Origin of the sequence: Caballeronia udeis (assembly GCF_044909315.1) — a bacterium.
Taxonomy (GTDB): Bacteria; Pseudomonadota; Gammaproteobacteria; order Burkholderiales; family Burkholderiaceae; genus Caballeronia; species Caballeronia udeis_A.
In genome coordinates, this window is the sequence record NZ_JBIYEB010000009.1 from 264081 (window position 1) to 290008 (window position 25928).

Annotated in this window: 27 protein-coding genes; 15 read left to right on the plus strand and 12 right to left on the minus strand. The window is 59.8% G+C overall.

The genetic code is table 11. From position 1 onward, the window contains the following. Positions 1-23: 23 nt before the first annotated feature. From ABH944_RS17250 to kynU, 4 genes are all read right to left on the minus strand, one after another. Positions 24-635, minus strand: a complete 612-nt coding sequence (locus ABH944_RS17250) for a glutathione S-transferase family protein (protein WP_404609390.1) — start codon at positions 633-635, stop codon at positions 24-26. Between the two features lie 158 nt (positions 636-793). Continuing rightward, complete coding sequence (locus ABH944_RS17255; protein WP_404609392.1) at positions 794-1630, minus strand: class I SAM-dependent methyltransferase; 837 nt, start codon at positions 1628-1630, stop codon at positions 794-796. Between the two features lie 138 nt (positions 1631-1768). Continuing rightward, complete coding sequence (gene kynA / locus ABH944_RS17260; protein WP_404609393.1) at positions 1769-2686, minus strand: tryptophan 2,3-dioxygenase; 918 nt, start codon at positions 2684-2686, stop codon at positions 1769-1771. An 18-nt stretch (positions 2687-2704) separates the two neighbouring features. Beyond that, positions 2705-3955, minus strand: a complete 1251-nt coding sequence (gene kynU / locus ABH944_RS17265; protein WP_404609395.1) for a kynureninase — start codon at positions 3953-3955, stop codon at positions 2705-2707. A gap of 346 nt (positions 3956-4301) precedes the next feature. Between kynU and ABH944_RS17270 the strand changes: the two genes are divergently transcribed. The 5 genes from ABH944_RS17270 (at position 4302) to msrA (ending at position 9552) form a co-directional block, all read left to right on the plus strand. After that, a complete protein-coding gene (locus tag ABH944_RS17270; protein WP_404609397.1) occupies positions 4302-5549 on the plus strand; it encodes an ArgE/DapE family deacylase in 1248 nt (415 codons plus the stop codon). Positions 5550-5827: 278 nt separating this feature from the next. Continuing rightward, positions 5828-6025 carry a DUF3311 domain-containing protein gene (locus tag ABH944_RS17275; protein ID WP_062088110.1) on the plus strand — a complete coding sequence of 66 codons (198 nt, stop codon included), beginning with the start codon at positions 5828-5830 and terminating at the stop codon, positions 6023-6025. Beyond that, positions 6022-7506: a monocarboxylate uptake permease MctP gene (gene mctP / locus ABH944_RS17280; RefSeq protein WP_404609399.1), complete on the plus strand. Its 1485-nt coding sequence runs from the start codon at positions 6022-6024 to the stop codon at positions 7504-7506. The genes ABH944_RS17275 and mctP overlap by 4 nt, the downstream gene beginning before the upstream one ends. Positions 7507-7717: 211 nt before the next feature. Next, positions 7718-8608 carry a class A beta-lactamase gene (bla, locus tag ABH944_RS17285; protein WP_404609450.1) on the plus strand — a complete coding sequence of 297 codons (891 nt, stop codon included), beginning with the start codon at positions 7718-7720 and terminating at the stop codon, positions 8606-8608. 200 nt (positions 8609-8808) lie between these two features. Continuing rightward, complete coding sequence (msrA, locus tag ABH944_RS17290; protein WP_404609401.1) at positions 8809-9552, plus strand: peptide-methionine (S)-S-oxide reductase MsrA; 744 nt, start codon at positions 8809-8811, stop codon at positions 9550-9552. A 162-nt stretch (positions 9553-9714) separates the two neighbouring features. Here the strand turns inward: msrA and ABH944_RS17295 are convergent, their stop codons facing one another. After that, entirely contained in the window at positions 9715-9969 is a 255-nt protein-coding gene (locus ABH944_RS17295) for a hypothetical protein (protein ID WP_097270001.1), read from the minus strand. A 42-nt stretch (positions 9970-10011) separates the two neighbouring features. Then, the gene (locus ABH944_RS17300) at positions 10012-10284 is read right to left on the minus strand and encodes a hypothetical protein (protein ID WP_404609403.1); all 273 of its coding nucleotides are present in this window, start codon (positions 10282-10284) and stop codon (positions 10012-10014) included. Between the two features lie 32 nt (positions 10285-10316). Between ABH944_RS17300 and ABH944_RS17305 the strand changes: the two genes are divergently transcribed. Further along, positions 10317-10892 carry a DUF1643 domain-containing protein gene (locus ABH944_RS17305; protein ID WP_404609405.1) on the plus strand — a complete coding sequence of 192 codons (576 nt, stop codon included), beginning with the start codon at positions 10317-10319 and terminating at the stop codon, positions 10890-10892. A gap of 651 nt (positions 10893-11543) precedes the next feature. Here ABH944_RS17305 and ABH944_RS17310 read toward each other — a convergent pair. The 3 genes from ABH944_RS17310 to ABH944_RS17320 are packed head-to-tail and all read right to left on the minus strand — an operon-like array spanning position 11544 to position 15518. Further along, on the minus strand, positions 11544-12815 hold the full coding sequence (locus tag ABH944_RS17310; RefSeq protein ID WP_404609407.1) for a c-type cytochrome: 1272 nt from the start codon (positions 12813-12815) through the stop codon (positions 11544-11546). 11 nt (positions 12816-12826) lie between these two features. Then, on the minus strand, positions 12827-15061 hold the full coding sequence (locus ABH944_RS17315; protein WP_404609409.1) for a xanthine dehydrogenase family protein molybdopterin-binding subunit: 2235 nt from the start codon (positions 15059-15061) through the stop codon (positions 12827-12829). 1 nt (position 15062) lies between these two features. Then, entirely contained in the window at positions 15063-15518 is a 456-nt protein-coding gene (locus ABH944_RS17320) for a (2Fe-2S)-binding protein (protein WP_404609411.1), read from the minus strand. Positions 15519-15721: 203 nt separating this feature from the next. On the opposite strand from ABH944_RS17320, the gene ABH944_RS17325 reads away from it, so the two are divergent. The 3 genes from ABH944_RS17325 to ABH944_RS17335 all read left to right on the plus strand — a co-directional run bounded on the left by ABH944_RS17325 (position 15722) and on the right by ABH944_RS17335 (position 18230). Next, on the plus strand, positions 15722-16225 hold the full coding sequence (locus ABH944_RS17325; RefSeq protein WP_404609413.1) for a DUF305 domain-containing protein: 504 nt from the start codon (positions 15722-15724) through the stop codon (positions 16223-16225). Between the two features lie 26 nt (positions 16226-16251). Further along, positions 16252-17706, plus strand: a complete 1455-nt coding sequence (locus ABH944_RS17330) for a YncE family protein (RefSeq protein ID WP_404609452.1) — start codon at positions 16252-16254, stop codon at positions 17704-17706. A 197-nt stretch (positions 17707-17903) separates the two neighbouring features. Beyond that, positions 17904-18230 carry a DUF4148 domain-containing protein gene (locus tag ABH944_RS17335; protein ID WP_404609414.1) on the plus strand — a complete coding sequence of 109 codons (327 nt, stop codon included), beginning with the start codon at positions 17904-17906 and terminating at the stop codon, positions 18228-18230. A 120-nt stretch (positions 18231-18350) separates the two neighbouring features. Here ABH944_RS17335 and ABH944_RS17340 read toward each other — a convergent pair whose 3' ends face one another. Together ABH944_RS17340 and ABH944_RS17345 are read right to left on the minus strand one after the other, a co-directional pair. Continuing rightward, positions 18351-18755 (minus strand): cupin domain-containing protein, encoded by a 405-nt coding sequence (locus ABH944_RS17340; protein WP_404609416.1) that lies wholly within the window; start codon positions 18753-18755, stop codon positions 18351-18353. 18 nt (positions 18756-18773) lie between these two features. Further along, complete coding sequence (locus ABH944_RS17345; protein WP_404609418.1) at positions 18774-19211, minus strand: carboxymuconolactone decarboxylase family protein; 438 nt, start codon at positions 19209-19211, stop codon at positions 18774-18776. Positions 19212-19777: 566 nt separating this feature from the next. Between ABH944_RS17345 and ABH944_RS17350 the strand changes: the two genes are divergently transcribed. From ABH944_RS17350 to ABH944_RS17375, 6 genes are read left to right on the plus strand one after another with little or no spacing between them, the layout of a single operon-like run. Continuing rightward, complete coding sequence (locus tag ABH944_RS17350; RefSeq protein WP_404609454.1) at positions 19778-20392, plus strand: c-type cytochrome; 615 nt, start codon at positions 19778-19780, stop codon at positions 20390-20392. A gap of 35 nt (positions 20393-20427) precedes the next feature. After that, a complete protein-coding gene (locus tag ABH944_RS17355; RefSeq protein ID WP_404609455.1) occupies positions 20428-21642 on the plus strand; it encodes a c-type cytochrome in 1215 nt (404 codons plus the stop codon). Positions 21643-21649: 7 nt separating this feature from the next. Then, the gene (locus tag ABH944_RS17360) at positions 21650-21808 is read left to right on the plus strand and encodes a hypothetical protein (protein WP_404609420.1); all 159 of its coding nucleotides are present in this window, start codon (positions 21650-21652) and stop codon (positions 21806-21808) included. After that, positions 21805-22374: a cupredoxin domain-containing protein gene (locus tag ABH944_RS17365; RefSeq protein ID WP_404609422.1), complete on the plus strand. Its 570-nt coding sequence runs from the start codon at positions 21805-21807 to the stop codon at positions 22372-22374. Before ABH944_RS17360 ends, ABH944_RS17365 begins: the two co-directional genes overlap by 4 nt. Beyond that, on the plus strand, positions 22364-23992 hold the full coding sequence (locus tag ABH944_RS17370; protein WP_404609424.1) for a b(o/a)3-type cytochrome-c oxidase subunit 1: 1629 nt from the start codon (positions 22364-22366) through the stop codon (positions 23990-23992). The genes ABH944_RS17365 and ABH944_RS17370 overlap by 11 nt, the downstream gene beginning before the upstream one ends. Continuing rightward, the gene (locus ABH944_RS17375) at positions 23989-24795 is read left to right on the plus strand and encodes a c-type cytochrome (RefSeq protein WP_404609426.1); all 807 of its coding nucleotides are present in this window, start codon (positions 23989-23991) and stop codon (positions 24793-24795) included. The genes ABH944_RS17370 and ABH944_RS17375 overlap by 4 nt, the downstream gene beginning before the upstream one ends. 755 nt (positions 24796-25550) lie before the next feature. Here the strand turns inward: ABH944_RS17375 and ABH944_RS17380 are convergent. Then, positions 25551-25928, minus strand: a 378-nt coding sequence (locus tag ABH944_RS17380) for an IS5 family transposase (protein WP_404608772.1), incomplete at its 5' end; no start/stop codon positions are given.

The following is a 25928-nucleotide window of genomic DNA, read 5'->3' on the forward strand; positions in this document are numbered from 1 at the left end:
CAGCCAACGACACCCAAAACCGCTTACTCTCCTGACTTCTCGATCGCCCGCTGATACGCGTCACGCGCTTCTATGCGCCGGACGAACGCCGTGAGGTTGGGGTACGCATCTTCGCCGCAGAACTTCACGGCCATCTGGACCGCGAACGACAGTTGAACGTCGGCGCCCGTCAGTTCATTGCCAATAAAATAATCCCGTCCCGCAAGCTCGCTGTTCAGGAAACCGAGATGCCTCTGCATTTCGCTTTCAATGCGCGGTTGGAGCGGTGCAGCGCCGTCGCCAAGCCGGCTCGTGTAGAGCTTGAGCATGAGCGGCAGCATGGCGGAACCCTCTGCGTAGTGGAGGAACTGTAAATACCGGTTGTAGTCACGCGAGTCCGGCGCGGGCGCAAGCCGGCCGTTGCCATACTTGCGGACCAGATATTCGATGATCGCTCCGGACTCGAAGATCACTTCGTCGCCGTCGCGAATCACGGGCGCCTTGCCCAGCGGATGAATCTTCTCGAGTTCGGGCGGCGCAAGCCGCGTTTTCGGATTGCGCTGGTAAGCATGAACGGTGTAATCGAGTCCGAGTTCTTCGAGCAGCCACGTGATGCGGCGCGACCGGGATTCGTTCAGGTGATGGACTTCGATCATGGATAACCTTGTGATTCAAACAGTGAAGAAGGGGTGGTGAGCGCACAGCACGCAAACTACGGTCCCGGTTGCGGCATCATTGCGTTGTCAGAATCGCCCGCTGCAACGGAAGGTCATTGCTTTGATCAGCAATGACCTTGCAACCGGGCAAGCGCCGCCTACGGCTTGACGAAACGCAGCGTCATCCGGTCCGACTCGCCAATGGCGGCGAAGCGTGCGCGGTCGGTATCGCCGCCGCGGTAGGTCGGTGGCAGGGACCACACGCCGTTCGGATAGCCCTTCGTATCGCGGGGATTGCTGTTGATCTCGCTGCGCGCGGCAAGCCTGAAACCCGCTGCCTGTGCGTGCTCGATGACGTAGGCTTCAGTCATGTAGCCTGTATCGATCATTTGCTGAACCGATGTACCGGGCTTTGCGCGATGCTCTTCCACACCCAGCACGCCGCCGGGTTTAAGGACCGAATAGAAAGCACGCAGGTTTGCATCGACCTGACCGTCTTCTATCCAGTTATGAATATTACGGAACGTCAGCACGCGATCAACCTGCAGTCCTGCAGGCAAGCCCTTGAACTGCCCCGATTGCAGGGTGCCGACAACGACCGTGCCATAGATCTCCGGCTCAGCAGCAAGCTTATGTTCGAACGCTGCATTGCTCTTCGCTTCGCCGGCCGGGAGCGTTCCTTGGGGTGGCAGGTACTGCGCTTCGTAAAGCGTGCCGCGTCCCCGCAAATACGGCGCGAGGATGTCCGTGTACCAACCGCCGCCCGGCGCGATTTCCAGCACGCTCTGGTTCGGCGCGAGGCCGAAGAATTCCAGTGTGTCTTTCGGGTGCCGGTAGACGTCGCGGGCCTGCGCCTTGTCTCCGCGATACGGCGCGGCAATGGCGGTATCGAGTGAGGTTGGTGCGACAGGCGCGGCGCATGACGCGAGCAGGAGGGCGGCGGGCAGCACCAGCAACGCGCGCCGCATGAGGCGGGGAGAAGGGAGTATTTTCATGCGGGTCATTATCGGGCAAAGCGCGCCGCTTGTCAGAGCGAGTCTGTTTTACCCCGCGCGACCTTCAAGCTTCCAGATTCTGGAAGGTCCACGCGGATGACCGCCCCAATATGAACCCGCAGTCAAACATTCAAACGCTCAGAGCAGCGTCCTGACGTGCCATAACTCGGGAAACAGCACGACATCCAGCATCGTTCGCAAATAGGGCGCGCCGCTGGTACCGCCCGTGCCCTGCTTGAATCCGATGATCCGCTCGACGGTGGTGACGTGACGGAAGCGCCATTGCCGGAAAGAATCTTCGAGATCGACAAGCTCTTCCGCCATCTCGTAGAGTTCCCAATGCTGGGTCGGCTCGCGATACACCGTGAGCCACGCTGCTTCCACGCTGGCGTCGTGGGTGGTTGGCTGAGTCCAGTCGCGCTCAAGCCTTTCCGGCGCGATCGGGAAACCGCGGCGCGCAAGCAGGCGGATGACTTCATCGTAGAACGAGGGGGCTACAAGCGTCGCGGTGACTTCGGCAAGCACGTTCGGCCTGTGTGCATGCGGCTTGAGCATCTGCACGTTCTTGTTGCCGAGCAGGAACTCGATCTGCCGATACTGATGCGACTGGAATCCGGACGATGCCCCCAGATAAGGCCGCATTGCCGTGTATTCGGACGGCGTCATGGTCGCGAGAACGCTCCACGCCTGGACCAGTTGATCGAGTATGCGCGAGACCCGCGCGAGCATCTTGAACGCAGGCGGCAGGTCATCGCGATGCACGGCGGCAAGCGCTGCATGCAGCTCATAAAGCGCGAGCTTCATCCATAACTCGCTCGTCTGGTGCTGAACGATGAACAACATTTCGTTGTGGTCGGGCGAGAGCGGATGCTGCGCCGCAAGCAGCGTGTCGAGCGAGAGATAGTCGCCATAGCTCATCGAACCGGTGAAGTCGAGCTGCGCGTCATGCCAGCCTTCGGGCTTCTGCGCAGCGTCGCCTGCCGTCCCCGTCCCCGTTCCCGTCCCATACCCCATGGGACAGCCGCCCGTGCCTTCGCTTTCATGTGATGGTGTCATCGCGCGTTCTCCATTTGATCAGGTAACGGCGCCACGTTCGGCGAATTCAGGTGCACGCCACGCTTCGGTCGCGAGCACGTCGCGCAGGGTTTCAACGGCGTCCCATACATCCATATAGCGCGTATAAAGCGGCGTGAAGCCGAAGCGCAGGATGCGCGGCTCGCGGTAATCGCCAATCACGTTACGCGCAATCAGCGCCTGCATGACCTCATACCCATGCGGGTGTTCGAAGCTCGCCTGCGATCCGCGTTCAGCATGTGTTCGCGGCGTCACTAGCTGCAACGGAAATTCGCTGCAGCGTGTCTCCACGAGTTCAATGAACAAGTCGCTCAGCGCAAGCGACTTGCGGCGCAACGCGGTCATGCTGGTTTGCCCGAACACGTCCAGGCCGCATTCGACCATCGACATGGAGACAATGGGTTGCGTGCCGCACAGGAACCTGCCAACGCCGTCATCGGGCCGATATTCCGGGCTCATTTCAAACGGCTTCTTGTGGCCCCACCAACCGGACAGAGGTTGTGAGAAAGCATTCTGCAGCCGCTTCGGCACCCAGATGAACGCAGGTGAACCCGGTCCGCCATTCAGGTACTTGTAGGTGCAGCCGACCGCGTAATCCGCGCCGGCAGCGTTGAGATCGACCGGGACCGCGCCTGCCGAATGCGCCAGGTCCCAGACCGCAAGTGCGCCCGCCTGATGAATCACGCGGGTCAGCGCGGCCATGTCGTGCATGGCGCCCGTGCGATAGTTCACGTGCGTGATCATGGCGACGGCCGTGTTCTCGTCGATAGCACCGGCGAGCTCGGATGCGTGATCCACGAGACGCAGTTCATAACCGCGATCCAGTTGTTCGATCAGGCCCTGCGCAATGTACAGATCGGTCGGGAAATTCGAGCGTTCGGAGACAATGACACGACGCTTGGGGTCTCGCTCGTTGGCTACACGCAGCGCTGCCGAGAGGATCTTGAAGAGGTTGATTGAAATGGTGTCGGTGACGACCACTTCGTCTTCGGCCGCGCCAATCAACGGAGCGAGCTTGTTACCGAGCCGCTTGGGCAACGCGAACCATCCCGCCGTGTTCCACGAGCGGATCAGACCGTCGCCCCATTCGCCGGTGATGACGGCGGCGGCGCGCGAGGCGGCGGCTTTGGGCGGTACACCCAGCGAGTTGCCGTCCAGGTAGATGGTGTCGTGGCCGAGCGCGAACTGGTCGCGCAAGCGGGCTAGCGGATCGTCGCGGTCGAGTGCCGCGGTATCGTCTCTATGGTTCATTGAAGCGTATTCCGGTGAATTAAGTGTCCATGTGTGTCCGCGTGCCGGACGGAAATCCACGTCTCGCCGCCGTTTGGCAGAGCGTGTGCCCATGCCTGAAAGCTTAGCCGAGAACGGTCTTTAATTGATTGCGAAACAAACGCGGCGCTTGGGCGACGATGCAATATTCTTCGATGAAAACCGCGCCTGGACGCAATAAATTGATCGCGATCTGTTATGGGCGGAATTCGGGTGCGCTCACCAAGGCGCGCGCCGGGTCCGCTAAGCTGGCGCTGCTCGCCTGCGGTAGCGTTACTCGTTACCATGCAGCCAACCCTTAGCCAAATATCTTGATAGACCACCGCTCATGACCCAATTCGCCCTTGCCTTGACCCTGACCGACTGCGTCGACCATCACTTTGACCAGGAGGTCCAGTTCCTTTCCGCGCTCGTGCAAAAACCGTCGGACAATCCACCGGGCGATTGCGCAGGCCACGCCGAGATGGCGGCGCAATGGCTGGAAAGGCTCGGCTTCACGGTCGAGCGCCATGTGGTGCCGGCCGGCGATGTCACGCGCGCCGGCATGATCAGCGCCACGAACCTCGTGGTTCGCCATCGCTTTGGCGCGGGGCCGGTGATCGCGCTGAACGCGCACGGCGACGTGGTGCCGCCCGGCGATGGCTGGACCGCCGATCCATACGGCGCCGAAATCCGCGATGGTTTCATGATCGGGCGCGGGGCGGCGGTATCGAAGTCGGACTTCGCCACCTATGCGTTTGCGTTGAAGGCGTTGATCGAGAGCGGCGCGACGCTGGCCGGGACGGTGGAGCTACACCTGACCTATGACGAGGAAACCGGCGGCTTGATCGGGCCGGGGTGGTTGTTGAAGCAGGGCATCGTGAAGCCCGATTACGCTATCTGTGCGGGCTTTTCTTATTCGATCACCACCGCGCACAATGGCACGATCCACCTGGAAGTCACGGTGCGGGGCAAGTCGGCGCACGCGGCGCGGCCCGATACCGGGCATGACGCGCTGGAAGCCGCCACGGCGGTACTGAACGCGCTGTACGCGCATCGGGCAGCATTGCGCGAGATCCGTTCGGCGACACCGGGTATTGATCACCCCACGATCGTGGTGGGTCTGATCAAAGGCGGGATCAACACGAACGTGGTGCCTGACAAGGTCAGTTTGCGGCTCGACCGGCGCGTGGTGCCGGAGGAGAATCCGCAAGACGTGCTCAAGCAATTGAAGACGCTGATCACGGCGGCGGTGGACGGCTTGCCGGGTATCAGCGTGGAGATGGAAGAGGTGTTGGTGACATCGCCATTGCGCGCGCTCGACGGCTCGGAACGCTTGTCGCAGGCGTTACAACGCGCGGCCCTGGTGACGCTTCAGCGTGACATTCCTACTGAGGGGGTACCTCTTTATACCGATGCCCGCTTGTATTGCGAGGCGGGCGTACCCACCGTCATTTACGGCGCCGGTCCGCGGACGCTGCTTGAGGCTAACGGACATCGGGCCGACGAGCGGGTTGCGCTTGAAGACTTGCGGGTTGCGACCAAGACCGTTGCAATTGCGCTTGCGGATTTGCTTGGTCAACAGCCTCAATCCTGAGCGTTCAAATGCTTCGTTCCTTTGCAGCCTTGCAAGGGAACGAAGCGGCGTTTTGCACTGGCGCAGACAAAAGCCCAGGACCTGTCTTGCGTTAAAAGCCTTCAGCCAATCTCCTCAGTCTCCCCGATCGACCCGCATTCCAACTCCTCCTGCCAGGGGCATTCAGCACATCTTCAAAAACTCGAACATAATTCCCGATGTCGTTATGTCGAGCTTTGCCGCGGCGCCCGGCTGCCGCGAAGCGTGACAGGTCGAACCTCAATCTCGAACAAACTACTATGAAAACATCCGAAGAGACAAAGCATTCCTGGCTTTGGCTGGTCTTGCTCATTCCGTATATCGCATTGCTGTGGCTGCCTTTTTATAACGATACCCGCCCGTCTTTCGCCGGTTTCCCCTTCTTCTACTGGTATCAGTTCCTGTGGGTGCCGTTGACCTCGCTCATCATTTACATCGTATATAGAGGTGTCAAATGAGCGATATTGTTCCGGTCAATCCGGTAGCCATGACGGTCTTTATCGCCTTCTTCCTGCTGGTGACGGTGGTGGGATTTTTCGCGGCGCGCTGGAAACGCGGCGACCTGACGCAACTTCATGAATGGGGGCTGGGCGGCCGCCAGTTCGGCACCGTGATTTCGTGGTTCCTCGTAGGCGGGGATTTCTACACCGCCTATACCGTGATCGCCGTACCGGCCTTGGTGTATTCGGTGGGTGCATACGGGTTCTTTGCGCTGCCTTACACCATCATTGTTTATCCGTTTGTGTTTGCGGTCATGCCCCGGCTATGGAAGGTCGCTCACGCCAGGAACCATATTACGGCGGCCGATTATGTGCAGGGCGAATATGGCGGCAAGTGGTTCCCGGCGGCCGTGGCGCTGACCGGGATTATCGCGACCATGCCGTACATTGCGTTGCAACTGGTGGGCATGCAGGTCGTGATCAAGGGCCTGGGCGTGAGCGGCGAGTTGCCGCTGATTGTCGCGTTCGTGATTCTCGCGCTCTATACCTACACCAGCGGTTTGCGTGCTCCGGCCATGATCGCCTTCGTGAAGGACATCATGATCTATATCGTGGTGATCGCGGCGGTGTGGCTGATTCCGTCGAAACTCGGCGGCTACGGGCATGTGTTCGATGCGGCCGACCAGTTCTTCAAAGCCAAGGGTGGTGCGACCGGCATCATCCTCAAGCCGACGCAATTCACCGCGTATGCGTCGCTTGCCTTGGGCTCGGCGCTGGCGGCCTTCATGTATCCGCATACCATGACCGCGGTATTGTCGTCGTCGTCGGCTGCGACCGTGCGCAAGAACGCCATCTTCCTGCCTGCCTACACGCTGCTGCTCGGCCTGATCGCGTTGCTCGGCTACATGGCGATTGCTGCGGGCATCAAGGTGCAATTCGCGTCCGACGTCGTGCCCGCGTTGTTCGGCCAGCTGTTCCCCGCGTGGTTCGTCGGCTTCGCGGCCGCGGCCATTGCAATCAGTGCGCTCGTGCCGGCGGCGATCATGTCGATTGGTGCAGCGAACCTGTTCACGCGAAATCTGTGGCCGCTGATGGTGCGCGACACCACGCCCGAGAAGGAAGCGAAGACAGCGAAGCTGGTGTCGCTGGTGGTGAAGTTCGGCGCGCTGCTGTTCATCGTGTTCCTGCCGACGCAATATGCAATTGATCTGCAATTGCTTGGCGGCGTGTGGATCCTGCAGATATTCCCGGCCATTGTGTTCTCGCTTTATACGCGGCGCCTTAACACACCGGGCTTGTTCCTCGGCTGGCTGGCCGGGATCGTGCTCGGGACCGGCATGGCGATCGCGCAGGGTTTGAAGCCAGTGTTCGCGCTGCATCTGGGTGGGGCGACGTATCCGCTGTATATCGGGCTGATCGCGCTGGCCGCAAATATAGTGGTGGCGTTTGTCGTGTCGATGGTCACGCCGCGCCGCGCTCACGTTCAGCAGGCCGCGTAAGGAAAGGGCAAGCTCGCCATCGCGCAGGTCGATGCGCCAGGACCTTTTGCGCATCGACCGAGTCATCTTTACGGCGCCGGCGCGCGTGGTTTGTGCTTTCCGTGTCCGGCCTGTAAGCTTCGGCAACGAGCATTTCCTGCTCGTTATTCACCCCCTGATTCACGACACTTCCGCAAAGCTTTCGCCTGTTTCCTACCCGATGCAACATTCAATTGTTTATTCCCCGCGCCGCCGTTCATTGCTGATGGCTGCTGCCATGATCCCCTTTGTCAGCGCGTGTACGTCGTGGCATTCGGCCACCGGCAGCTCACTCGCCGAAGACCAGTTGAAGCAACTGGAAAGCAGTGCTGGAGGACGCCTTGGCGTTGCAGCCCTGAACACCGCTGACGGCAAGCAGGTGAACTATCGCGCGGACGAGCGTTTCCCGCTTTGCAGCACCTTCAAATTAATGCTGGTGTCCGCGGTCCTCGAACAGAGCGAGAGTCCGCTTCAAAAGGGCTTGCTTGAGCGCCGGATCCACTATGCGCGCAGCGAACTCCTGTCCTGGGCGCCGATCACCAAAAAACAGATTGCTACGGGCATGACGGTCGCGGAACTCTGCGCCGCCGCGCTGCAATACAGCGACAACACAGCCGCCAACCTGCTGATGAAACTGGTCGGCGGCCCGGAGACGGTGACGGCGTACGCGCGCTCAATAGGCGACAGCCAGTTCCACCTCGACCGCTGGGAACCGGATCTGAACTCGGCAATACCCGGCGACCCGCGCGACACGTCGACCCCCGCAGCGATGGCGCGCAGCCTCCAGCGCGTGACGCTAGGCGATGCGCTCGGCACTTCGCAACGCAGCCAACTGCAGACATGGCTGCTGGGCAATACCACGGGTGCCGGCAAAATCGCCGCGGCAATGCCTGCGCATTGGATGATTGGCGACAAGACCGGTTCGGGCGACTACGGTACGACAAACGATATCGGCGTCATTTGGCCACCGGGAAAACCGCCCATTGTCATGGCCATCTATCTGACTCAGCGAGAGCAGGGTGCGAAGGCGCGTGACGACGTGGTGGCGTCGGCGGCGCGGATTGTCGTGGGTGCGTTTGCTTGAATGGCTGCTGCGGCACTTCGGCTTTTGCCGCACTTCGTCAGGTCCCCTTCCTGACCTTTCGATGACATCTTTGTCATCAAGCTTCCACACGTCGCCGGGCGAGCTAACATAAGGCAAGAGGAGGACGCCTGGGCGCCCGGCCGGCGCTTGGGTGCCGGGCGCCGGGTACAGCGCGTCGTCCTGAACCCCGGAGGCTCTCCATGATTTCCACGAAGAAAAATCCTGCAACGTTCCTGCGCTCGCGCTGCGCTGCGCTGTTGACGGCTGTCGGCCTGGGTGCCGGCATCCTGTTCGCCTCCATGCATCTGGCACATTCTTCAGAAGCCGCGGTCGTCATTGCGCCGCCCGCGCTCGACGAACCCGCGAATGGCGCGCACGAGGAAACCGCCGTGCTGGCAGGCGGTTGTTTCTGGGGTGTTCAAGGCGTGTTCCAGCACGTGAACGGCGTGACGAAGGTTGTGGCGGGTTACGCCGGCGGTCAGCCCCAGACCGCGCAATATGAAACCGTCAGCGGCGGCCAGACGGGTCACGCCGAGTCCGTGCAGATTACCTACGACCCGGCCAGGATCACCTACGGCAAGCTGCTGCAGATCTATTTCTCGGTAGCGCACGATCCGACGGAATTGAACCGGCAAGGGCCGGATAGCGGCACGCAATATCGTTCGGCCATCTTCCCGGCCAACGACATGCAAAAACACATCGCGCAAAGTTATATTGCGCAGCTCGACAAGACGCATGTTTTTCCCGCGCCGATCGTGACCAAGACAGACCCGCTCAAGGGTTTTTATCCTGCCGAGTCTTATCACCAGAACTATTTGACGCTGCATCCGGATGCGCCGTATATCGCGATCAACGACCTGCCGAAAGTCGAGAACCTGAAGCGTCTCTTCCCGACGCTTTACCGAGATAAACCGGTGTTGCTGAGCGTGGCATCGCAGCGATGAAAAAGCGGCGGACTTGAAATCCGCCGCCTGATGGCTTGCCGCACATAGAGCAATTCTGTGCAATGCAGCATGCATAAGCTTGCATACGCGCGGGCATCCCAGCTTTTGCCGTGAGTGGCCGGAATGGCCGCCAGCATCAGCCGCTCACGCGCTTCGACGCTACTACTCAGCGTTGTCAGTCAGCGTGTCGACCAGGTCGCGCCCCGCGTGATAGGCCGCATCAAGTGCCTTTGCTTCAGTCTCAAACACATTGCCGAGCTCATAAAATTGCGTGCGTTGGCCGGCATGACGCAGGTCGGCGCCGGGTCGGCATACGTAGCCGTTGTAGTGGTAGGGGGTATCTGGCGTGGGAGGTCCGTATGCAAGGATCGGCAGCACCCAGATCTCGAAGCCTTTGTAGTCAATTCTTTCCCACATGGAAACCTCCACCCTCAGGAGCCCGCGCCAAACAAATGGGAACTAGACCGCCCCGCCCAACACGCGCGCGACGAAGTGTCTACCCCATGCTTCACCGTGCGCAACGGCGTCCGCCACCGTGACGTAGGGCCCGTGAGCCCCGGTCAATTCGCCGGAATCTTCCGCGTGCGTTGAACCTCGGACCGGCGTGCCATCATGGCGGGTCACCGTCACGCGGACGCTAAAGCCATCAATATTTTCTGCGCCGGCAGGGTCGTTTTTCGGCGCGACGTTTATAGTCAGAAGGTAGTCGCCCACTTCAACGTCTTGATGCATGGCCGTCTCCCTGCTCATCGAGGAACCTCATTATGAGCGCGATCATCAGTCCTTGCGGCACGTATCGCTACGTGCTGACGCGCGCGGACGACACGCCGTCAGGCAAACGCGGAAAGGTGATGTTTCTCATGCTGAATCCGAGCACGGCTGACGCCACGCTCGACGACCCGACTATCAGGCGCTGTCGTTGCTTTGCGTCTTCATGGAGATTCGACGGCATCACCGTCGTGAACCTGTACGCGTTGCGCTCGACCGACCCGGCGGCGCTGTGGCTGCATCACGACCCGGTTGGTCCGGACAACGACGACTACCTGTACGAGATGGCGGTGACGCACGGACTCGTCGTGTGTGGCTGGGGTGCGAACGCCAGGGACGACCGGGTGACAGCGGTCATGAAGCTGCTGCGCCATGCAGGCGCGCAACTCACCTGCCTCGGCATGACGAAAAATGGCGCACCGCGTCATCCGCTATATGTGTGCGGCGACCAGCCGTTGATCGAGTGGTCGATAACAGGGATGCTGTCTTCGCATAGCGATTTTCCGCGTGCAAATGGTCCTTCCCAAAATATGGGGGGCGATCTGCATATCCAGTTGACCGCAGGGAAATAGGGTGGCGTTCTTGAAACGCTCTTTATTTCTGTAGCCACGTGCTTTGACGCGCATCGCGCGAATCAGGCTGTTTAATTGGAAGATTGGCAACTATTTATCGGCACCCCTGTTTCCGGTACTCAGATTCGAGAGTTGCTCGTTTATCGTATTCTCGCAATTCATTTCGCGGCTTTCCATCTGGACCATAACCTTGAACGACAACGTTTTTACGGTCAGGCGAAGCGACTGCCTGGTTGATGGCCCCGTTGAGTTCCAGACAACGCCCTTGCTCCGAAGTTACTTGAGGCGCATTCGTGCCACTTTCAATATTGCGCGACAAGGGGGAAGTAAATTGAGTGCTAGATGATCCAGTTGATGTGATGCTGTTGGCAACTTGAGCGCCGGCAGAACCTGCAAAAGTCGAAAAACACAAGAGTGCGAGAGTCGTGCGCATGTATCTGTATGGCCGTGAAAAACAATGAGACGCCAACTCATCCAAATGGTTCCATTTCGCGCTCTCTATCACCCACCATAGTTGGAGAAGGACCTCGTAAACACAGTAATCAGCATTCCTAAAATCCCTATAACGTTGTCTGAACCATGTGTCCATGTCTACGTAAAGCGGCAGCGGACTCGAAAATCCGCCGCCGCTTTTGCCGAGACCAAACCGACTTACTGCGATGCCTGCGTCGTCTTGCGCAGCTTCGCGACATCGGCTGCCGCAACGGCGGGCGCACCGTTGTTCCATCCGGCGCGAATGAACGTGAGCACGTCGGCGATCTGCTGATCGCTTAGCACCGGCGCGTATTTCGGCATTGGATACGCTGCGGGAATGCCTTGTATCACGAGGTCGTGCGTGCCGTTCAGCGTGACGTTGATCAACGACGAGGCATCCGTCTCCATCACGTTCGGATTGCCCGCCAGCGGAGCAAGCAGTGGTGCGAATGCGCGGCCATCCACACCGTGGCAATGCATGCAATACGCGGTATACACCTTCGCGCCCGCGTCATTGGCCGGATGTTGCAGCAGTGCGGTAGTGGCCTTCGGATCGTAGGCGTAGGCCGGTGCATTCGTGCCACCGGCCGGCGGCAACGACTTCAGATACGCGGACATGGCTGCCAGATCCTGATCGTCCATGCCCTGGGTGCTGTGGTTGATCACATCGGTCATGGACCCGAACGCCGACGCATGCGCGTTCGCTCCGGTCTTCAGGAACGCGGTCAGGTCAGCATCCGACCAGCGCCCCAGCCCGACGTTTTGCTCGCCCGTCAGGTTCGACGCAAACCAGCCGTCGAGCGCACCGCCCGTAAGCCAGGCGCTGCCGCTTTCATCCAGCGCCTTTTCCTGGAACGCAATGCCGCGAGGCGTGTGACATGCGCTGCAATGGCCCAGTCCCTGGATCAGATAGGCACCGCGATTCCACGCAACATCCTTGCTGTCCTTGTCGCGATAGACCCCTTTATCGAGGAACACCATGTTCCAGAACTTGAGCGGCCAGCGCATGTTCAGAGGGAATGGAATATCCGACGGCCGGTTCGCCTGGTTCACCGGCGCGACACCGTGCATGAAGTACGCATAGAGCGCCTTCACGTCGTCGTCGCGGACCTTCGCATAGGACGTATATGGCATGGCCGGATAAAGGTTGTGACCATCCTTCGCCACGCCTTGGCGCAACGCTTTTTCGAAGTCCTCTTCGCTCCATTTACCAATACCCGTATCCGGGTCGGGCGTGATGTTGGTCGTATAGATCTTGCCCATGGGCGTGCTCATCGGCAGGCCGCCGGCAAACGGCTTGCCTTTGGGCGCGGAATGACAGGCGACGCAATCGCCCACCTTCGCGAGATAGGCGCCACGGGCAACAAGCGGATCGTCGTTCGCAGCGGCATGAGCCAGAAGGGGCAAGCCAAGCGAAAGTGCGAGGGAGGCAACAAGATGTTTGATCATTGTGTGTTCCCTCATGCGCTTTGCAGTTGACGGCCGACGGGCAACTGCCGCAAGCGCTTGCCGGTAGCGGCAAAAATCGCGTTGGTCAGCGCGGGCGCGAGTGCTGCGGTACCCGGTTCGCCAATGCCTCCCGGCGCCTCGCCGCTCTTGACGATATGCACCTCGATAGGCGGTGTCTGGTTAATCCGCAGCATTCGGTAATCCGTAAAGTTGGATTGTTCTACGCGGCCGTCCTTGATCGTGATTTCGCTATAAAGCGCTGCCGTGATGCCGAAGATAATGCCGCCCTGGATCTGCGCCTCGATAGTGTTCGGATTGACCACCATGCCGCAATCCACTGCGCATACCACGCGGTTCACGGCCACTTCGCCGTCGCCGTTCACGGTGACGTCCACCACCATGCCGAAGAAGCTGCCGAACGCGTGCATTACCGATACCCCGCGTCCCTGGCCCTTGGGCGGCGTGTTGCCCCAGCCGGCTTCACGGGCGGCGACGTCGAGCACGTTCTGGGCGCGCGGCGTTTTGCCCAGCAGGTCGTGACGATACTTGACCGGATCGACTTTTGCCTGCGCGGCCAGCTCGTCCATGAAACTCTCGACCACGAAGGTGCCGCGAGTCGGACCGACGCCGCGCCAGAACGCGGTGGGCACGTCCATGGGTTCCTGCCGCACATAGTCGATAAACTGGTTCGGGAGGTCGTAGGGCAGGTCGGCGGCAACTTCCACCGCGTCCGGGTCGAGGCCGTTCTTGAACGCAGGCGGAGCGAAACGCGCCATCACGGACGACCCCACTATGCGATGTTGCCACGCGACCGGACGGCCGTTGGCATCGAGGCCGGCGGAGATGACGTCGTAGTAATACGGGCGATACATGTCGTGCTGGACGTCCTCCTCACGCGTCCACGTGATCTTCACGGGCGTGCCGACCTGCTTGCCGACCTTCAGCGCCTGAGCGATGAAATCGGTCTCCAGCCGGCGTCCGAAGCCGCCGCCGAGCAAGTGGTTGTGCACGGTGATCTTGTCGGCGGTGAGGCCGGTGATCTTTACTGCCGTATCCACCGCACGCGTGGGCACTTGCGTGCCGACCCAGATATCGCAGCCGTCAGCGCGCACGGACACGGTGCAGTTCACCGGCTCCATGGTGGCGTGCGCAAGGAAGGGTTGCTGGTACACCGCATCAACGCGGGTCTTGGCGTCATTGAAGCCCTTCTTCACGTCGCCGTCCTTGCGTGCCACCGCGCCATCGCGCTTCGATGCATCGGCGAGTTGCTGCACCACCTTGGCCGTAGAAAAGTCCGCACCGCGGCCTTCATTCCATTTGATGTCGAGCGCCGCCGCGCCGCGCTTGGCGGCCCACGTATGGTCGCCGATCACGGCCACGCCGTTGTCGAGCCGGATCACCTGGCGAACGCCGGGGATCTTCTTCGCGTTGGTGTCGTCGACAGACGCGAGCGTCCCGCCGAACACCGGGCTATTCACAATGGCGGCATAGACCATGCCCGGCACGCGGACGTCGAGTCCGAACATGGCCGTGCCGTCCACTTTTTCAGGCGAGTCGAGACGCTTGGCAGCGGTGCCGATCAGCTTGAAATCCTTTGGGTCTTTAAGCGGCACGTTCTGCGGTGCAGGCAGTTTCGTGGCAGCATCGACAAGTTGTCCGTAGCCAATCCGGCGACTGCTTGCGGCATGAACCACTTCGCCTTTCTCCGCATGGCACGACGCCGGGTCGACCTGCCATTGCTGCGCCGCCGCGGAAATGAGCATCACCCGGGCGGTGGCGCCGGCCTTTCGCATGGGCTCCCATGCATAGCGGATCGACGTCGAGCCACCGGTCAGCTGGCCGCCAAGTAACGGGTCCATGAAGAGCTTTTCGTTGGGCGGCGCGTGATCGATCACCACGCTGTCCAGCGGCACTTCCAGTTCTTCCGCGATCAGCATGGGGATGGACGTATAGATTCCCTGGCCCATTTCGACCTTGGGAATCACCAGCGTCACCTTGCCGGCCGCGTCGATCTGCACAAACGCGTTGGGTTCGAATACGCCACTTTGCGGCGCTTCGTTGCCGTCGCCGCCGATCACCGATTTGCCTTGGGGCGTTTCACCCTGGCTCGCGGCGGGCAAGCTGAATCCCAGCAGCAAGCCGCCGCCAACCGCTGCGCCAACCGATACCCCGAGCTTTAAAAATGTGCGCCGATTCAGGCCGTCAGGTGCGCGGCGGTTCTGTGCATCAAGTAATCCTCGCGACATGTCACGCCCCCTTGGCGGCGTGCTTGACCGCGGCACGGATACGGTTGTACGTGCCGCAGCGGCAGATGTTGCCCGTCATGGCAGCGTCGATATCGGCATCCGAAGGGTTCGGGTTCGAGGCGATCAGCGAAGCCGCCGACATTACCTGACCCGACTGACAGTACCCGCACTGCACAACATCGAGCGCGACCCACGCGTCCTGGACTTTCTTGCCTGCGGGCGTGGTGCTGACGGCCTCGATGGTCGTCACCTTGCGTGTTCCCACCGCTGCGACCGGCAACACGCAGGAGCGCACTGCCTGCCCGTCGAGGTGCACGGTGCATGCGCCGCATTGCGCGATACCGCAGCCGAATTTAGTGCCCGTGAGACCAACCAGATCGCGCAGCACCCAGAGAAGCGGCATGTCGGGTGGGGCGTCGACCGTGTGAGATTCGCCGTTGATGGAAAGCGTCGTCATCTGCAACTCCAGTTGTCATGGGGATTTTTATCGGTGTTCTTAACGGAAAATCTTATACAAGATTACGACTATTCGTGCTGAATTGCCTGTGGGACGCCGGCTGCGTTCTTTGCCGGTTGCGAAAAATCGTGGAATAAAGAGTTGTGGAAAGGGGTTAGCGCTGGCATTGATGTCTTCACACCCGTTCTTCGAGGTGAATGTTCATGGCTTCCAATTTCATTACGGTCTTGCGTGCCCGATGCGTCGCGGCCGCGGCACTGTCCGTTGCCGCCGTTGCGCTGGGTTCAGCCGCTTCCGCAGCCCATGCTGCAGGCGCGGCGAACGGAGGCCCGGAAACACCGTTCCTCGCTGAAAACGACCAGGCGATGACGCGCATGATGGACGGGATGTCCGTCAAGCCGAGCGGCGACGTCGATCGTGATTTCACCGCGATGATGATTCCGCATCATCAAGGCGCGATTGATATGGCGCAGGTCGAACTGCGCTATGGGCACAACGAGCAATTACGCCGGATAGCTCAGGAAATCATCGTTGAGCAACAGCAGGAAATCACCGCCATGCGCCTCGCGCTCGGTCAACCATTGCCTCCCTCAGCGCCGGCACCGGATCAAGGTCAAGGTCGGGCACCGGCAAACGCAGTACCCGTCCAACCCGCGTCCAGCACAACAATGCCCATGCCAATGCGCATGGATCAGGAGATGAAATGAAACGAGCCACTCTGTTTTCCGTCGTGATGACGGTGTTCGCGACCGCCGCTTTCGGCACCATGCCGCAGCTTGCCTGCGCGGGCCAGGCGCCCGATTCCGCGTCAGCACCTGATGTGGCGATCAGCCACCACGACCGCGTCTATGCGGCCGAACAGTTCTCCAACACGGTCTCCGTCACGGACCCCGTCGACAACAAACTGGTCGGCGTGATTCGTCTGGGCGATCCGTCGCCGGGCAATTTCAGCCCGTTGTACAAGGGGCAGGTGCTGGTGCACGGCATGGGTTTCTCGCCGGACCATCGCACGCTTGCGGTGGTCTCGATCGGCTCGAACTCGGTTTCGTTCATCGATACGCAGACCAATGCCGTCAAGCATGTGACCTATGTGGGGAGGGCACCCCACGAAGCGTTTTTCACGCCGGACGGCAACGAGGTCTGGGTGACCGTGCGGGGTGAAAACTATGTGTCGGTGCTGGATGGTCACACGTTCGAGGAGAAGACCCGCATCGTCACGCCTGCGGGACCGGGCATGCAGATTTTCTCGCCCGACGGCAAGTACGGGTACGTGTGCTCGTCGTTCAATCCTGAAGTGGACGTGATCTCCGTGGCCGATCACAAGCTGGTCGGCAAGGTCACGCAGGTGAGTCCGTTCTGCCCGAACATTGCGGCCACGCCCGACGGCAAGCAGGTCTGGTTCACGCTGAAAGATACGGGCAAGACGCAGGTCTTCGACGCGCGTCCGCCGTTCGCCACGCTAAAGGTGCTTGACACAGGCCCGATCACGAACCACGTCAACATCGTGCATAACGCCAACGGTACCTTTGCTTATGTGACCGTCGGTGGCCTGAATCAGGTGAAGGTGTTCCGTACCGACGACTTCTCGCAGGTCACGACCATCCCGGTCGGCAAGCTGCCGCATGGAATCTGGCCGTCAGGCGATGGCAGCCGCGTGTATGTCGGCCTGGAAAATGCAGATGGGATGACCGCTATCGATACCCTGACCAACAAGGTTATCGCTACGGTGCCCATCGGGCAGGCGCCGCAAGCGGTTGTCTATGTGCCGAACGCGGTGCCTGAAGGCGATGGTACGCAGAACACGCAACCGCTTGGATTGGCGGGCGAGAGCGCGCACCTCAGCCTGGTGCCGGTCGGGACGGGTCAAACGGCGGACGTGGTGCCGACCAGCGTCGCCTTGTTCGATCAGGGTTTGCTGCAGGTGCTGCAGGCATCGGCGACTGGCTTGCAGCCGAAATCGCCGTACGTACTGGGTCTTTCCGATAACGCCGATGGCAGCGGCAATGTTGAATCGCTTGCATTGTTCATGACCAACCCGGCCGGCGCGGCGATCGTCAACGCAATTGGGCAGATCCGTCAGGTAGTCGTGCCGGGTGTGAGTCATCCTGCGGACAAACGGCGCTACCTGGTGATTGCACCGCAAGTGTCGGGCAAGCCGGGTGCGCCCGTGCAGGTGCAAGCGCTCTAGGCGTTTGCGTTTCACCAGAAGCAGAATCATGCGGCCGCCGGAGTTGGTGCTCCGGCGGTTTTTTTGTGCAGCGGCGTTTGTCTTAAGCGCCGACATCGTGCAGGCAGGTCGCTATTTATTTTCGACAACTCAGGAATAAGTCCGGCGGGAAATGGGTTAGCCCTTGTACCAACCCGTTAAACATATTGGAGTCGAAAATGAAGACACTTGCCTGGCTTACGTTGTCCACCGCCGTCCTTGTTTCCTCAAGCGCGTTCGCGCAAGGACTGACCCGTTCCGAAGTTCGCCAGCAACTGGTGGAAGCACAGCAGAATGGTTCGGAATACGTATCGAATTCATCGTATCCGGATATCAGCCCGGTGTTTCAGAACCAGGTCGCGAATCAGCAGAAAAATGCGGGCGCGTATGGCGGCGTTGCGGCTGGTTCTACCATGAGTGCGCCACGCGTCAAGCTTAACGGTACGCAAAGTCCCGAAACCTGTGTCGGTCCGGTCAGCTTCTGCAATATCTATGCAGGGTCCTGAACGGGCTGGACCACGCTGCTGGTGGTCATGCAACTGTCGTACATCACCGCTGCGAATGATGCGTAATGACGACCAGTGGGGAGGGCGGCGCAGAACGGTTCATTGTCTGCGCCTTGCCGCCTACTTTGGAATCGGCAACTTGACCGGGTCGCGCTCACCCACAAACGCCATTACCAGCAGCTTGGCAGGCTCGACCGCACTGGCATTTCGCGAGACCAGATGATGTGAACCCGGCGCCTCATACCATGACTCGCCTGGTCCATAGGTTTTCGCGGCAGAACCCTCGAGCTGCGACACCACGTGGCCTTCGAGCACGTACGCGAAGACTGATCCACGGTGCATATGCGCCTCAGACGCCTGTCCTGGCGCATAACTCACTGTCGCGACAAGCACGTTCTTGCCCGCCGCTTCGGGAATCGCCTGTCGCATGACCGGCTGGATCTTTTCCTGGCCCGTGTCATCTGCATGGGCGACGCCGCAAAGGGTGAACATCAGCGCAGCGACCGCGGTTTTGATTCGACTCATGAATAAGACCTCAGTTGATCAGGCGGGCATCTTGCGGAACGCGATTGCAAAACGGTTCCAGCTGTTGATCTGCGATACAAGCAGCGTCAGGTCTACGATTTCCTGTTCAGAGAAATGCGGCTGCACGGCTTCCCAGACGGAATCGGGTACATGGCCGTGCGAGACCAGCGTAAGCGCTTCGGTCCATTCCAGCGCCGCGCGTTCGCGGTCCGTGAAGAACGGTGTCTCACGCCATACCACCACGGCTGCCAGCCGGCGATCGGTCTCGCCGCCCTTGCGGGCATCTGTTGTATGCATGTCGACGCAGAATGCACAGCCATTGATCTGCGATGCACGCAGGCGAACCAGCTCCGCCAGCGATTTTTCCACCGATGACTTGCCGATAAATTCTTCCACCGCAACCAGGGTCTTGATGGCGGACGGGTTCGCTTTGTAGAAGTCCAGACGGGTTTGCATGACAGCTCCTTTGATTGGGTCGATGCGCGGGTTGGCGCGACATGAGTAAGATTAGGCGTTTGACTGGACCTTATAAATAGCCGATTCGGCCTAATTTCAGGTAACCAGTGCCGAACCCTCCGGGCTTCGTTCCCTTAAGCGCGTCAGCTAAAAAGCCGAACACCGGCTTATGCACGAGCCAACTATCCGCACGCTAACGAAATGCTTTAAAAAATGCCGAAGCCAGCGAAATAATGCGGATTATTTGACATGGATCATTGAACATCAAAGCTCATTATTTCGACATGTTGAATCATCTCAATATTGATTAATAATGCGTGAAATCGTGTGAATCTTAGCGCTCGGCAAATTGCCCCAAGTGCTTTAAGCTCACTTACCAGGGCAGTGGCGTGGTTATAAAAAATTAGCTTTAGCGAAATACTGCAGACACAAAAACCCGATCGAGGGATACAACGGTGGGCATACGCAGCGTCCTCTTAACACTAGTGCTGCTCGCAGGTTCAAGCCTGCATGCATTACATGCATTCGCCGCCGGCGAGGCGCCGGCCGAGAAAGCGCCTGACACCATGCAGGCGCGCGTGCTTGGTTGTGCGGCATGCCACGGCGCGCAGGGTGAAGGCACGAGCAATGATTATTACCCGCGGCTCTCAGGTAAACCCGCTGGTTATCTTTACAACCAATTGCTGGCCTTCAGAGACGGCCGCCGCAAATATCCGCCAATGAATTATTTATTGGCGTATCTCCCTGACCCGTATCTGATGAAGATTGCGGAGTATTTCGCCGCCGAGCATCTGCCATTTCCCACGCCTGCGCGAGTGACCGCGGATACCGCGACGCTAGCGTTAGGCAAGAGTCTAATAAATAGCGGTGCTGCATCACGCAAGATTCCTGCATGCGCCGCGTGTCACGGTGCGGCACTGACCGGCATGGAGCCGGCTATTCCTGGCTTGCTGGGACTGCACTCCGACTACATCAGCGCACAGTTGGGAGCATGGCGTTACGGCACACGCACCACGCTTGCTCCCGATTGCATGCATGACATCGCCACGAAACTGGCCGACCGGGACATCACGGCTATCGCTGCCTATCTGGCTTCGCTGCCCGCGCCGGAGAATCCGGCGCCAGTGGCGGCGGGGTCGCTCAAGACGCCGCTGGTTTGCGGCACTGTTCCTAATCAATAGGCGAGGAAATAGACGTGTTCAGTTTCCGTGCCCTAATGCTTGTTTGCGCTTGCATCCTCACCTTGAATGCACGAGCGGCCGATCCCTCAGTGATTGCCCGTGGCGAATATCTCGCTCGCGCCGGCGATTGCATCGCGTGCCATACAGTCCTCGCGGGCAAACTATTCGGTGGCGGCCGCGCGATGGAAACACCGTTCGGCACGCTCTATACGCCGAACATTTCATCGGACAAAGAGACCGGTATCGGCAAGTGGACCTCGGCTGAGTTCTACACCATGATGCATACCGGCAAGTCGCGCGATGGCGAGCTGCTGTATCCCGCCATGCCGTTTGCCTCGTACACCAAGGTCTCGCGCGACGACTCCGACGCGATCTACGCGTACCTGTTGTCCACGCCGCCCATTCATCAGCCCAATCGCGCGCATGAATTGCGATTTCCGTTCGACCAGCGCTCATTGCTCTATGGGTGGCGCCTGTTGTACATGAAGCCCGGTGAATACCAGCCGGATACCACGCAATCGGTGGAATGGAACCGCGGCGCTTACCTCGTCGAAGGGCTGGGCCATTGCACGATGTGTCATACCGCGATCAATGCGCTAGGCGGCAACTCGCCTTCCAAGCGCTTCGAAGGCGGCCTGATTCCCGTGCAGAACTGGTATGCGCCGTCGCTCACATCGAACAAGGAAGCGGGGCTGGGCGACTGGAGCGTCGAGGACATATCGGACCTGCTGCAGTCGGGTGTGTCGAACCGTGGGGCAGTATATGGGCCCATGGCCGAGGTCGTGTACGACAGCTTCCAGTATTTGACGGACGAAGATATTCGCGCGGTAGCGGTCTATATGAAGACGCTGCCTGCGCGTGCTGGCGAGAAGCCTGCGCCGGTAACCGCGGCTGTTGCCGAGCAACAGACCAGCCTTTCGCCGCTGGGCAAGAAGATCTACGACGCCCAATGCGCGCTGTGCCACGCGTCGCAAGGGCAGGGCAAGCTGCCGCATTTTCCGCCCCTGGCGAACAACCAGTCCATTCAGATGACGTCGTCGGTGAATCCTATCCGCATGGTGCTGAATGGCGGATACGCGCCCGGCACGAAGAAGAACCCGATGCCCTACGGCATGCCGCCGTTTGCCCAGTCGCTCTCTGACGTGGAGGTCGCGGCGGTGGTCACGTATATCCGCACGGCCTGGGGTAATCACGGCACGCCGGTCAGCGTCAAGGAGGTCAACACCTTGCGCTCAGCCCCCCTTTACTGAGGACGTCATGACTGATTCCGAGAAAGAAGATGCCGCCGTCGACGAGATCGTGAGAGACGGCCCGCACGGCGCCATTGCGCTGGCGGGCGCGGCAACGGCCATTGTGATCGGCTTGTGGTTTGTGTTCTATTTCCTGGTCTTCCTACCCCGCGGCGTTATCCAATGAGCACTGAACACCCGTCGCATGCGTCTGCCGACATTGCCGCGCGCATCGAGCGCAAGTGGGCGCTTCTTGTCGTCATCATTCTCTGCGTGCTGGTCGCCATGACGATCTTCACCGGTCTGCACTGGGCCATGATGCCGCCATCCAGGGTGGAGACCGTGCGGCCTGAAACGCTCAACGTAAGCGGTGAATTCATTGAAAGCAACCTGGGCAGCGCGATTGAAGCGGACGGGTCGGTCACCGTGCGGATCGTCGCGCAGCAGTATTCGTTCACGCCGCAGTGCCTGCTCATTCCAACCGACACCCCCATCACCTTTCGCGCCACCAGCGCAGACGTGGTGCATGGATTCCTGATCACGAACACGAATATCAATTCGATGCTCGAGCCCGGCTATATCTCCACGTTCAAGAGCACGTTCACGCAGCCCGGCGAGCATCTGATGCCTTGCCACGAGTTCTGCGGCACCGGGCATCAGGGTATGTGGGCGCATGTCAAGGTGATCGATAAAACGGCCTTCCTCAAGATGGCAAACGCTAACGGTTCGCGGAGACTTAGTTGTGTTAAATAGCAAGCGACTCGTTCTCGCGCATTTCTGGCTGGGTTTCATCAGCTTCGGCGGCGCGTTGCTGCTCGGCGCGTGGCAAATGTGGGTGCGCAGTCCGCTGCACCCGTGGCTGAAGAATCCGGAACTCTACTATCGCTCGGTCACGGCGCACGGTTCGGCCATGGCCTACGTGTTTCCTACGCTGATCGCAATGGGTTTCGGTTACGCAGTGACCGAACTCGCGCTCAAGAAACCGCTGGTCGGAGCGCGCTGGGCATGGGCCGGTTTTATCCTCGTGGCCGTGGGTACGGTCACCGCCATGGTCCCCGTCGCCATGGGCCTTGCGTCGGTCCTCTACACCTTCTATCCGCCGATGATCGCCAATGCGTTCTTCTACATCGGCATTGTGCTGGTGGTGGTCGGGTCCTGGATCTGGGTCACGCTGATGTCGATCAACCTTGCGGTATGGAAACGCGAGCACAAGGGTGTGCCGGTACCGCTTGCCATGTTTGCCACCCTGGCCGGGGCTTATTTATGGGGCTGGACCGCGGTGGGTGCGGCTATCGAGATCCTGTTCCAGATCCTGCCCGTGGCGCTTGGCTTCAAGACGACGATCGACGCCGGCCTTGCCCGCGTGTTCTTCTCGTGGTCCCTTCACGCGATTGTCTACTTCTGGCTGATGCCCGCGTACATAGCGTATTACACGATCCTGCCGCGAGCGATTGGCGGGCGTCTGTACAGCGATTCGATGGCGCGCATCTCGTTCATCCTGTTCCTGGTTGTGTCCATGCCGATCGGCATCCACCATCTGTTCGCCGATCCGCAAGTGGGTTCGGGTTTCAAGTTCATGCATTCGGTGTTCACGGCGCTGGTTGCGGTGCCGACTATGCTGACGGTGTTCACCATCTGCGCATCGGTTGAAATTGCGGCGCGCTTGCGCGGCGGACGGGGTACCTTTGGCTGGATCAAGGCGTTGCCCTGGGACAATCCGTTGATGCTCGCGCTAGCGTTTTCATTCGTGATGCTTGGCTTTGGCGGAGCGGGCGGCATTATCAACATGAGCTACCAGCTCGACTCGACTGTTCACAACACGCAGTGGGTCACGGGTCACTTTCATCTGATCTTCGGCGGGGCGATCGTCATCATGTATTTCGCGATCGCCTATGATCTGTGGCCGCATCTCACCGGCCGTGCGATGACGCAATTGAAGCTGATGCGCCAGCAGTTGTGGCTGTGGCTCATCGGCATGATCGTGCTGACGTTCCCGTGGCATTTCGCGGGCATTCTCGGTATGCCGCGGCGCATGGCCTTCTTCGACTACACGGACCCGGAGATCGCTGAACAGGCGTTGTCGGTGATCATCTCGACTATCGGCGGCCTGATCCTGGTTGTCTCGGCCGTGATGTTTTTCATCGTGCTGATTCGCAACCACCGCGCGCCGAGGAGCGTGGTTGAAGCGTACACGTTCAGCAAGGCAGTGCATGAATCGAAGACCATTCCGGTTGCGTTGAACAGCTTTGGCTTGTGGCTTGCGCTGATGATTGGCCTCACGCTCTTCAACTACGGTTATCCGGTCGCATCGCTGCTATTTCGCGCGGATACATCCATCCCCGCGATCCAGATTGGAGGGCCGCAGCGATGAGCGATGAGCGCCTGTTCTCGTTACGCAACCGGTGGTTCACGGTCACGGTTGGCGGCATGCTTGGGCTGGTCGTGTTCTCGGCGGCCGTGGGTTTCATATGGCTGCCTTCGGCCCAAAGCGATCAACCCTTTCAGGGCGTCTGGAACGCGATCTGCAGCGCCGCGGGCGTCCCGCAGCAATGGTTGCGCGCTTCGTCGGCCACGCCCGTGCCGCTGGTGCAAACCAGCTCGGTGGCCATGACGCCGCAACTGCTGGCGCAGCCGAGCAGCACGTCGATCGGCCGCGGCGCGACCTTGTCGATGCGTTGCACCATGTGTCACGGTGTGCGAGGCATGAGCGATGCCAACTCGCCGAATCTCGCGGGCCAGTATGCTTCCGTGATCTACAAGCAATTGCTCGACTTTCAGTCCGGCGCACGCCGTAATGCTGTGATGTCGCCTATGGTTTCGAACCTGAGCGACCAGGACATGCGCGATCTCTCCGCTTATTACGCGTACTTGCCGAGACCGGTGGCGTTGCGCTCCGATGCGGCGCCGGCCGTGCCCGTGCCGGATATTGTGTCCGGCGGTGCGCCAATGCGAAACATTGCTTCCTGTGCGTCGTGTCATGGTGGTATTGACCACAAGGCGGGGAGCCCGTGGCTTGAGGGCATGCCTGCTGCGTACACGCGGGCGCAATTGCAGGCCTTCGCGAACGACACGCGTCATAACGATATCAACGAGCAGATGCGTAATGTTGCACGGAATATGACGCCGGAGGAAATCGATGCAGCGGCGGTTTATTATGCCGGGGCGCAACCATAGGAGTTGGTTTTTCGCTCGCGCCGGTGAACGGGGTTTGGCGGGGTGGGTTTTCCGGGGTTAGTGGTCGGGGTCAGTGCCGGGTTGCTCAGTTCCTAGGTTAGCGGTCTGAGTCAATGCCGGGTTGCTGCTTTCGGTGTTAGTGGTCGGCCTGAGTCGGATTTTCTCTTTATCACTATTAGCCACTGCGCGTGGCGGCGCGTCATTTCTTTGTCCAAAGCGACAAAGAAACGAAGCAAAGAAAACGCTTTGACCGCACTACCCTAAGTGTCCACAGCGTGCAGTTTTTATTCATAGGTGTCCCAAAAGCACGGTGCTCGCCAGAGCCACGGATGTTTGAACCCCTCCTTCTCGCGAATCCTGACATGAACACGCTTCGCCACCAGTGCTCTCGGGCAAGCACCAATGCTGAGGAACCAGCGCGGCATCACGTGTATTTATAGCTTCACTTCTTGGTGAGTTGGCTGCTCGAGTTGCTTGAGTTGCCCGGTTATTCTCGCGGGTCGCGGTCTCACGCATTTTTCAGCCTCGTTTCTTGGTGGGTTGGCAACGTGGTTCGACGTGCGTACAAATTCGGTGGAAGGTTGTTCGCGGATAGCGCGGGGTGCTCCTTGGGCAGGTTCAATCACTGGTGGCGAAGCGTGTGGGTATCCGTGTTCGGAGAAGGAGGGGTTCACACATCCGTCGCTCTGGCGAGCACCGTGCTTTTGGGGCACCCATGAATTAAAACTGCACGCTGTGGACACTAAGAGACGGTTTCAAAAAGGCTGAACAGATCGCTTGAGAGCACTCCAACAGATGAGGCAAACGGCGAACTTCAGGAAGGCTTCATGGATCTTGGCAAGTCGTTCGTAGCGCACTCGAAGACGATGGAAATTATGGAACCAAGCATGCGTACGTTCGACTACCCATCGATATTTCCCGAGGCCGCTGCCATGCTCGGAGCGGCGCTTTGCGAGAACGGGTTTGATACCCCGATCGCGCAATTTCTGCCGGTGTACGTCGGAGTCGTATCCGCGATCGGCGTAGACGGCTTGAGGTTTTTTCAAAGGGCGGCCTCGAATACCGCGGATGGGTGGAATCGCGTCAATGAGCGGCAACAATTGTGTGATGTCATTGCGATTGGCACCGGTCAA

Bases quoted from the DNA above. Each gene is read 5' to 3' on its own strand.
- ABH944_RS17250 (WP_404609390.1), bottom strand. From the start codon at position 635: ATGATCGAAGTCCATCACCTGAACGAATCCCGGTCGCGCCGCATCACG.
- ABH944_RS17255 (WP_404609392.1), bottom strand. From the start codon at position 1,630: ATGAAAATACTCCCTTCTCCCCGCCTCATGCGGCGCGCGTTGCTGGTG.
- kynA (WP_404609393.1), bottom strand. From the start codon at position 2,686: ATGACACCATCACATGAAAGCGAAGGCACGGGCGGCTGTCCCATGGGG.
- kynU (WP_404609395.1), bottom strand. From the start codon at position 3,955: ATGAACCATAGAGACGATACCGCGGCACTCGACCGCGACGATCCGCTA.
- ABH944_RS17270 (WP_404609397.1), top strand. From the start codon at position 4,302: ATGACCCAATTCGCCCTTGCCTTGACCCTGACCGACTGCGTCGACCAT.
- ABH944_RS17275 (WP_062088110.1), top strand. From the start codon at position 5,828: ATGAAAACATCCGAAGAGACAAAGCATTCCTGGCTTTGGCTGGTCTTG.
- mctP (WP_404609399.1), top strand. From the start codon at position 6,022: ATGAGCGATATTGTTCCGGTCAATCCGGTAGCCATGACGGTCTTTATC.
- msrA (WP_404609401.1), top strand. From the start codon at position 8,809: ATGATTTCCACGAAGAAAAATCCTGCAACGTTCCTGCGCTCGCGCTGC.
- ABH944_RS17295 (WP_097270001.1), bottom strand. From the start codon at position 9,969: ATGTGGGAAAGAATTGACTACAAAGGCTTCGAGATCTGGGTGCTGCCG.
- ABH944_RS17300 (WP_404609403.1), bottom strand. From the start codon at position 10,284: ATGCATCAAGACGTTGAAGTGGGCGACTACCTTCTGACTATAAACGTC.
- ABH944_RS17305 (WP_404609405.1), top strand. From the start codon at position 10,317: ATGAGCGCGATCATCAGTCCTTGCGGCACGTATCGCTACGTGCTGACG.
- ABH944_RS17310 (WP_404609407.1), bottom strand. From the start codon at position 12,815: ATGATCAAACATCTTGTTGCCTCCCTCGCACTTTCGCTTGGCTTGCCC.
- ABH944_RS17315 (WP_404609409.1), bottom strand. From the start codon at position 15,061: ATGTCGCGAGGATTACTTGATGCACAGAACCGCCGCGCACCTGACGGC.
- ABH944_RS17320 (WP_404609411.1), bottom strand. From the start codon at position 15,518: ATGACGACGCTTTCCATCAACGGCGAATCTCACACGGTCGACGCCCCA.
- ABH944_RS17325 (WP_404609413.1), top strand. From the start codon at position 15,722: ATGGCTTCCAATTTCATTACGGTCTTGCGTGCCCGATGCGTCGCGGCC.
- ABH944_RS17330 (WP_404609452.1), top strand. From the start codon at position 16,252: ATGACGGTGTTCGCGACCGCCGCTTTCGGCACCATGCCGCAGCTTGCC.
- ABH944_RS17335 (WP_404609414.1), top strand. From the start codon at position 17,904: ATGAAGACACTTGCCTGGCTTACGTTGTCCACCGCCGTCCTTGTTTCC.
- ABH944_RS17340 (WP_404609416.1), bottom strand. From the start codon at position 18,755: ATGAGTCGAATCAAAACCGCGGTCGCTGCGCTGATGTTCACCCTTTGC.
- ABH944_RS17345 (WP_404609418.1), bottom strand. From the start codon at position 19,211: ATGCAAACCCGTCTGGACTTCTACAAAGCGAACCCGTCCGCCATCAAG.
- ABH944_RS17350 (WP_404609454.1), top strand. From the start codon at position 19,778: ATGCAGGCGCGCGTGCTTGGTTGTGCGGCATGCCACGGCGCGCAGGGT.
- ABH944_RS17355 (WP_404609455.1), top strand. From the start codon at position 20,428: ATGCTTGTTTGCGCTTGCATCCTCACCTTGAATGCACGAGCGGCCGAT.
- ABH944_RS17360 (WP_404609420.1), top strand. From the start codon at position 21,650: ATGACTGATTCCGAGAAAGAAGATGCCGCCGTCGACGAGATCGTGAGA.
- ABH944_RS17365 (WP_404609422.1), top strand. From the start codon at position 21,805: ATGAGCACTGAACACCCGTCGCATGCGTCTGCCGACATTGCCGCGCGC.
- ABH944_RS17375 (WP_404609426.1), top strand. From the start codon at position 23,989: ATGAGCGATGAGCGCCTGTTCTCGTTACGCAACCGGTGGTTCACGGTC.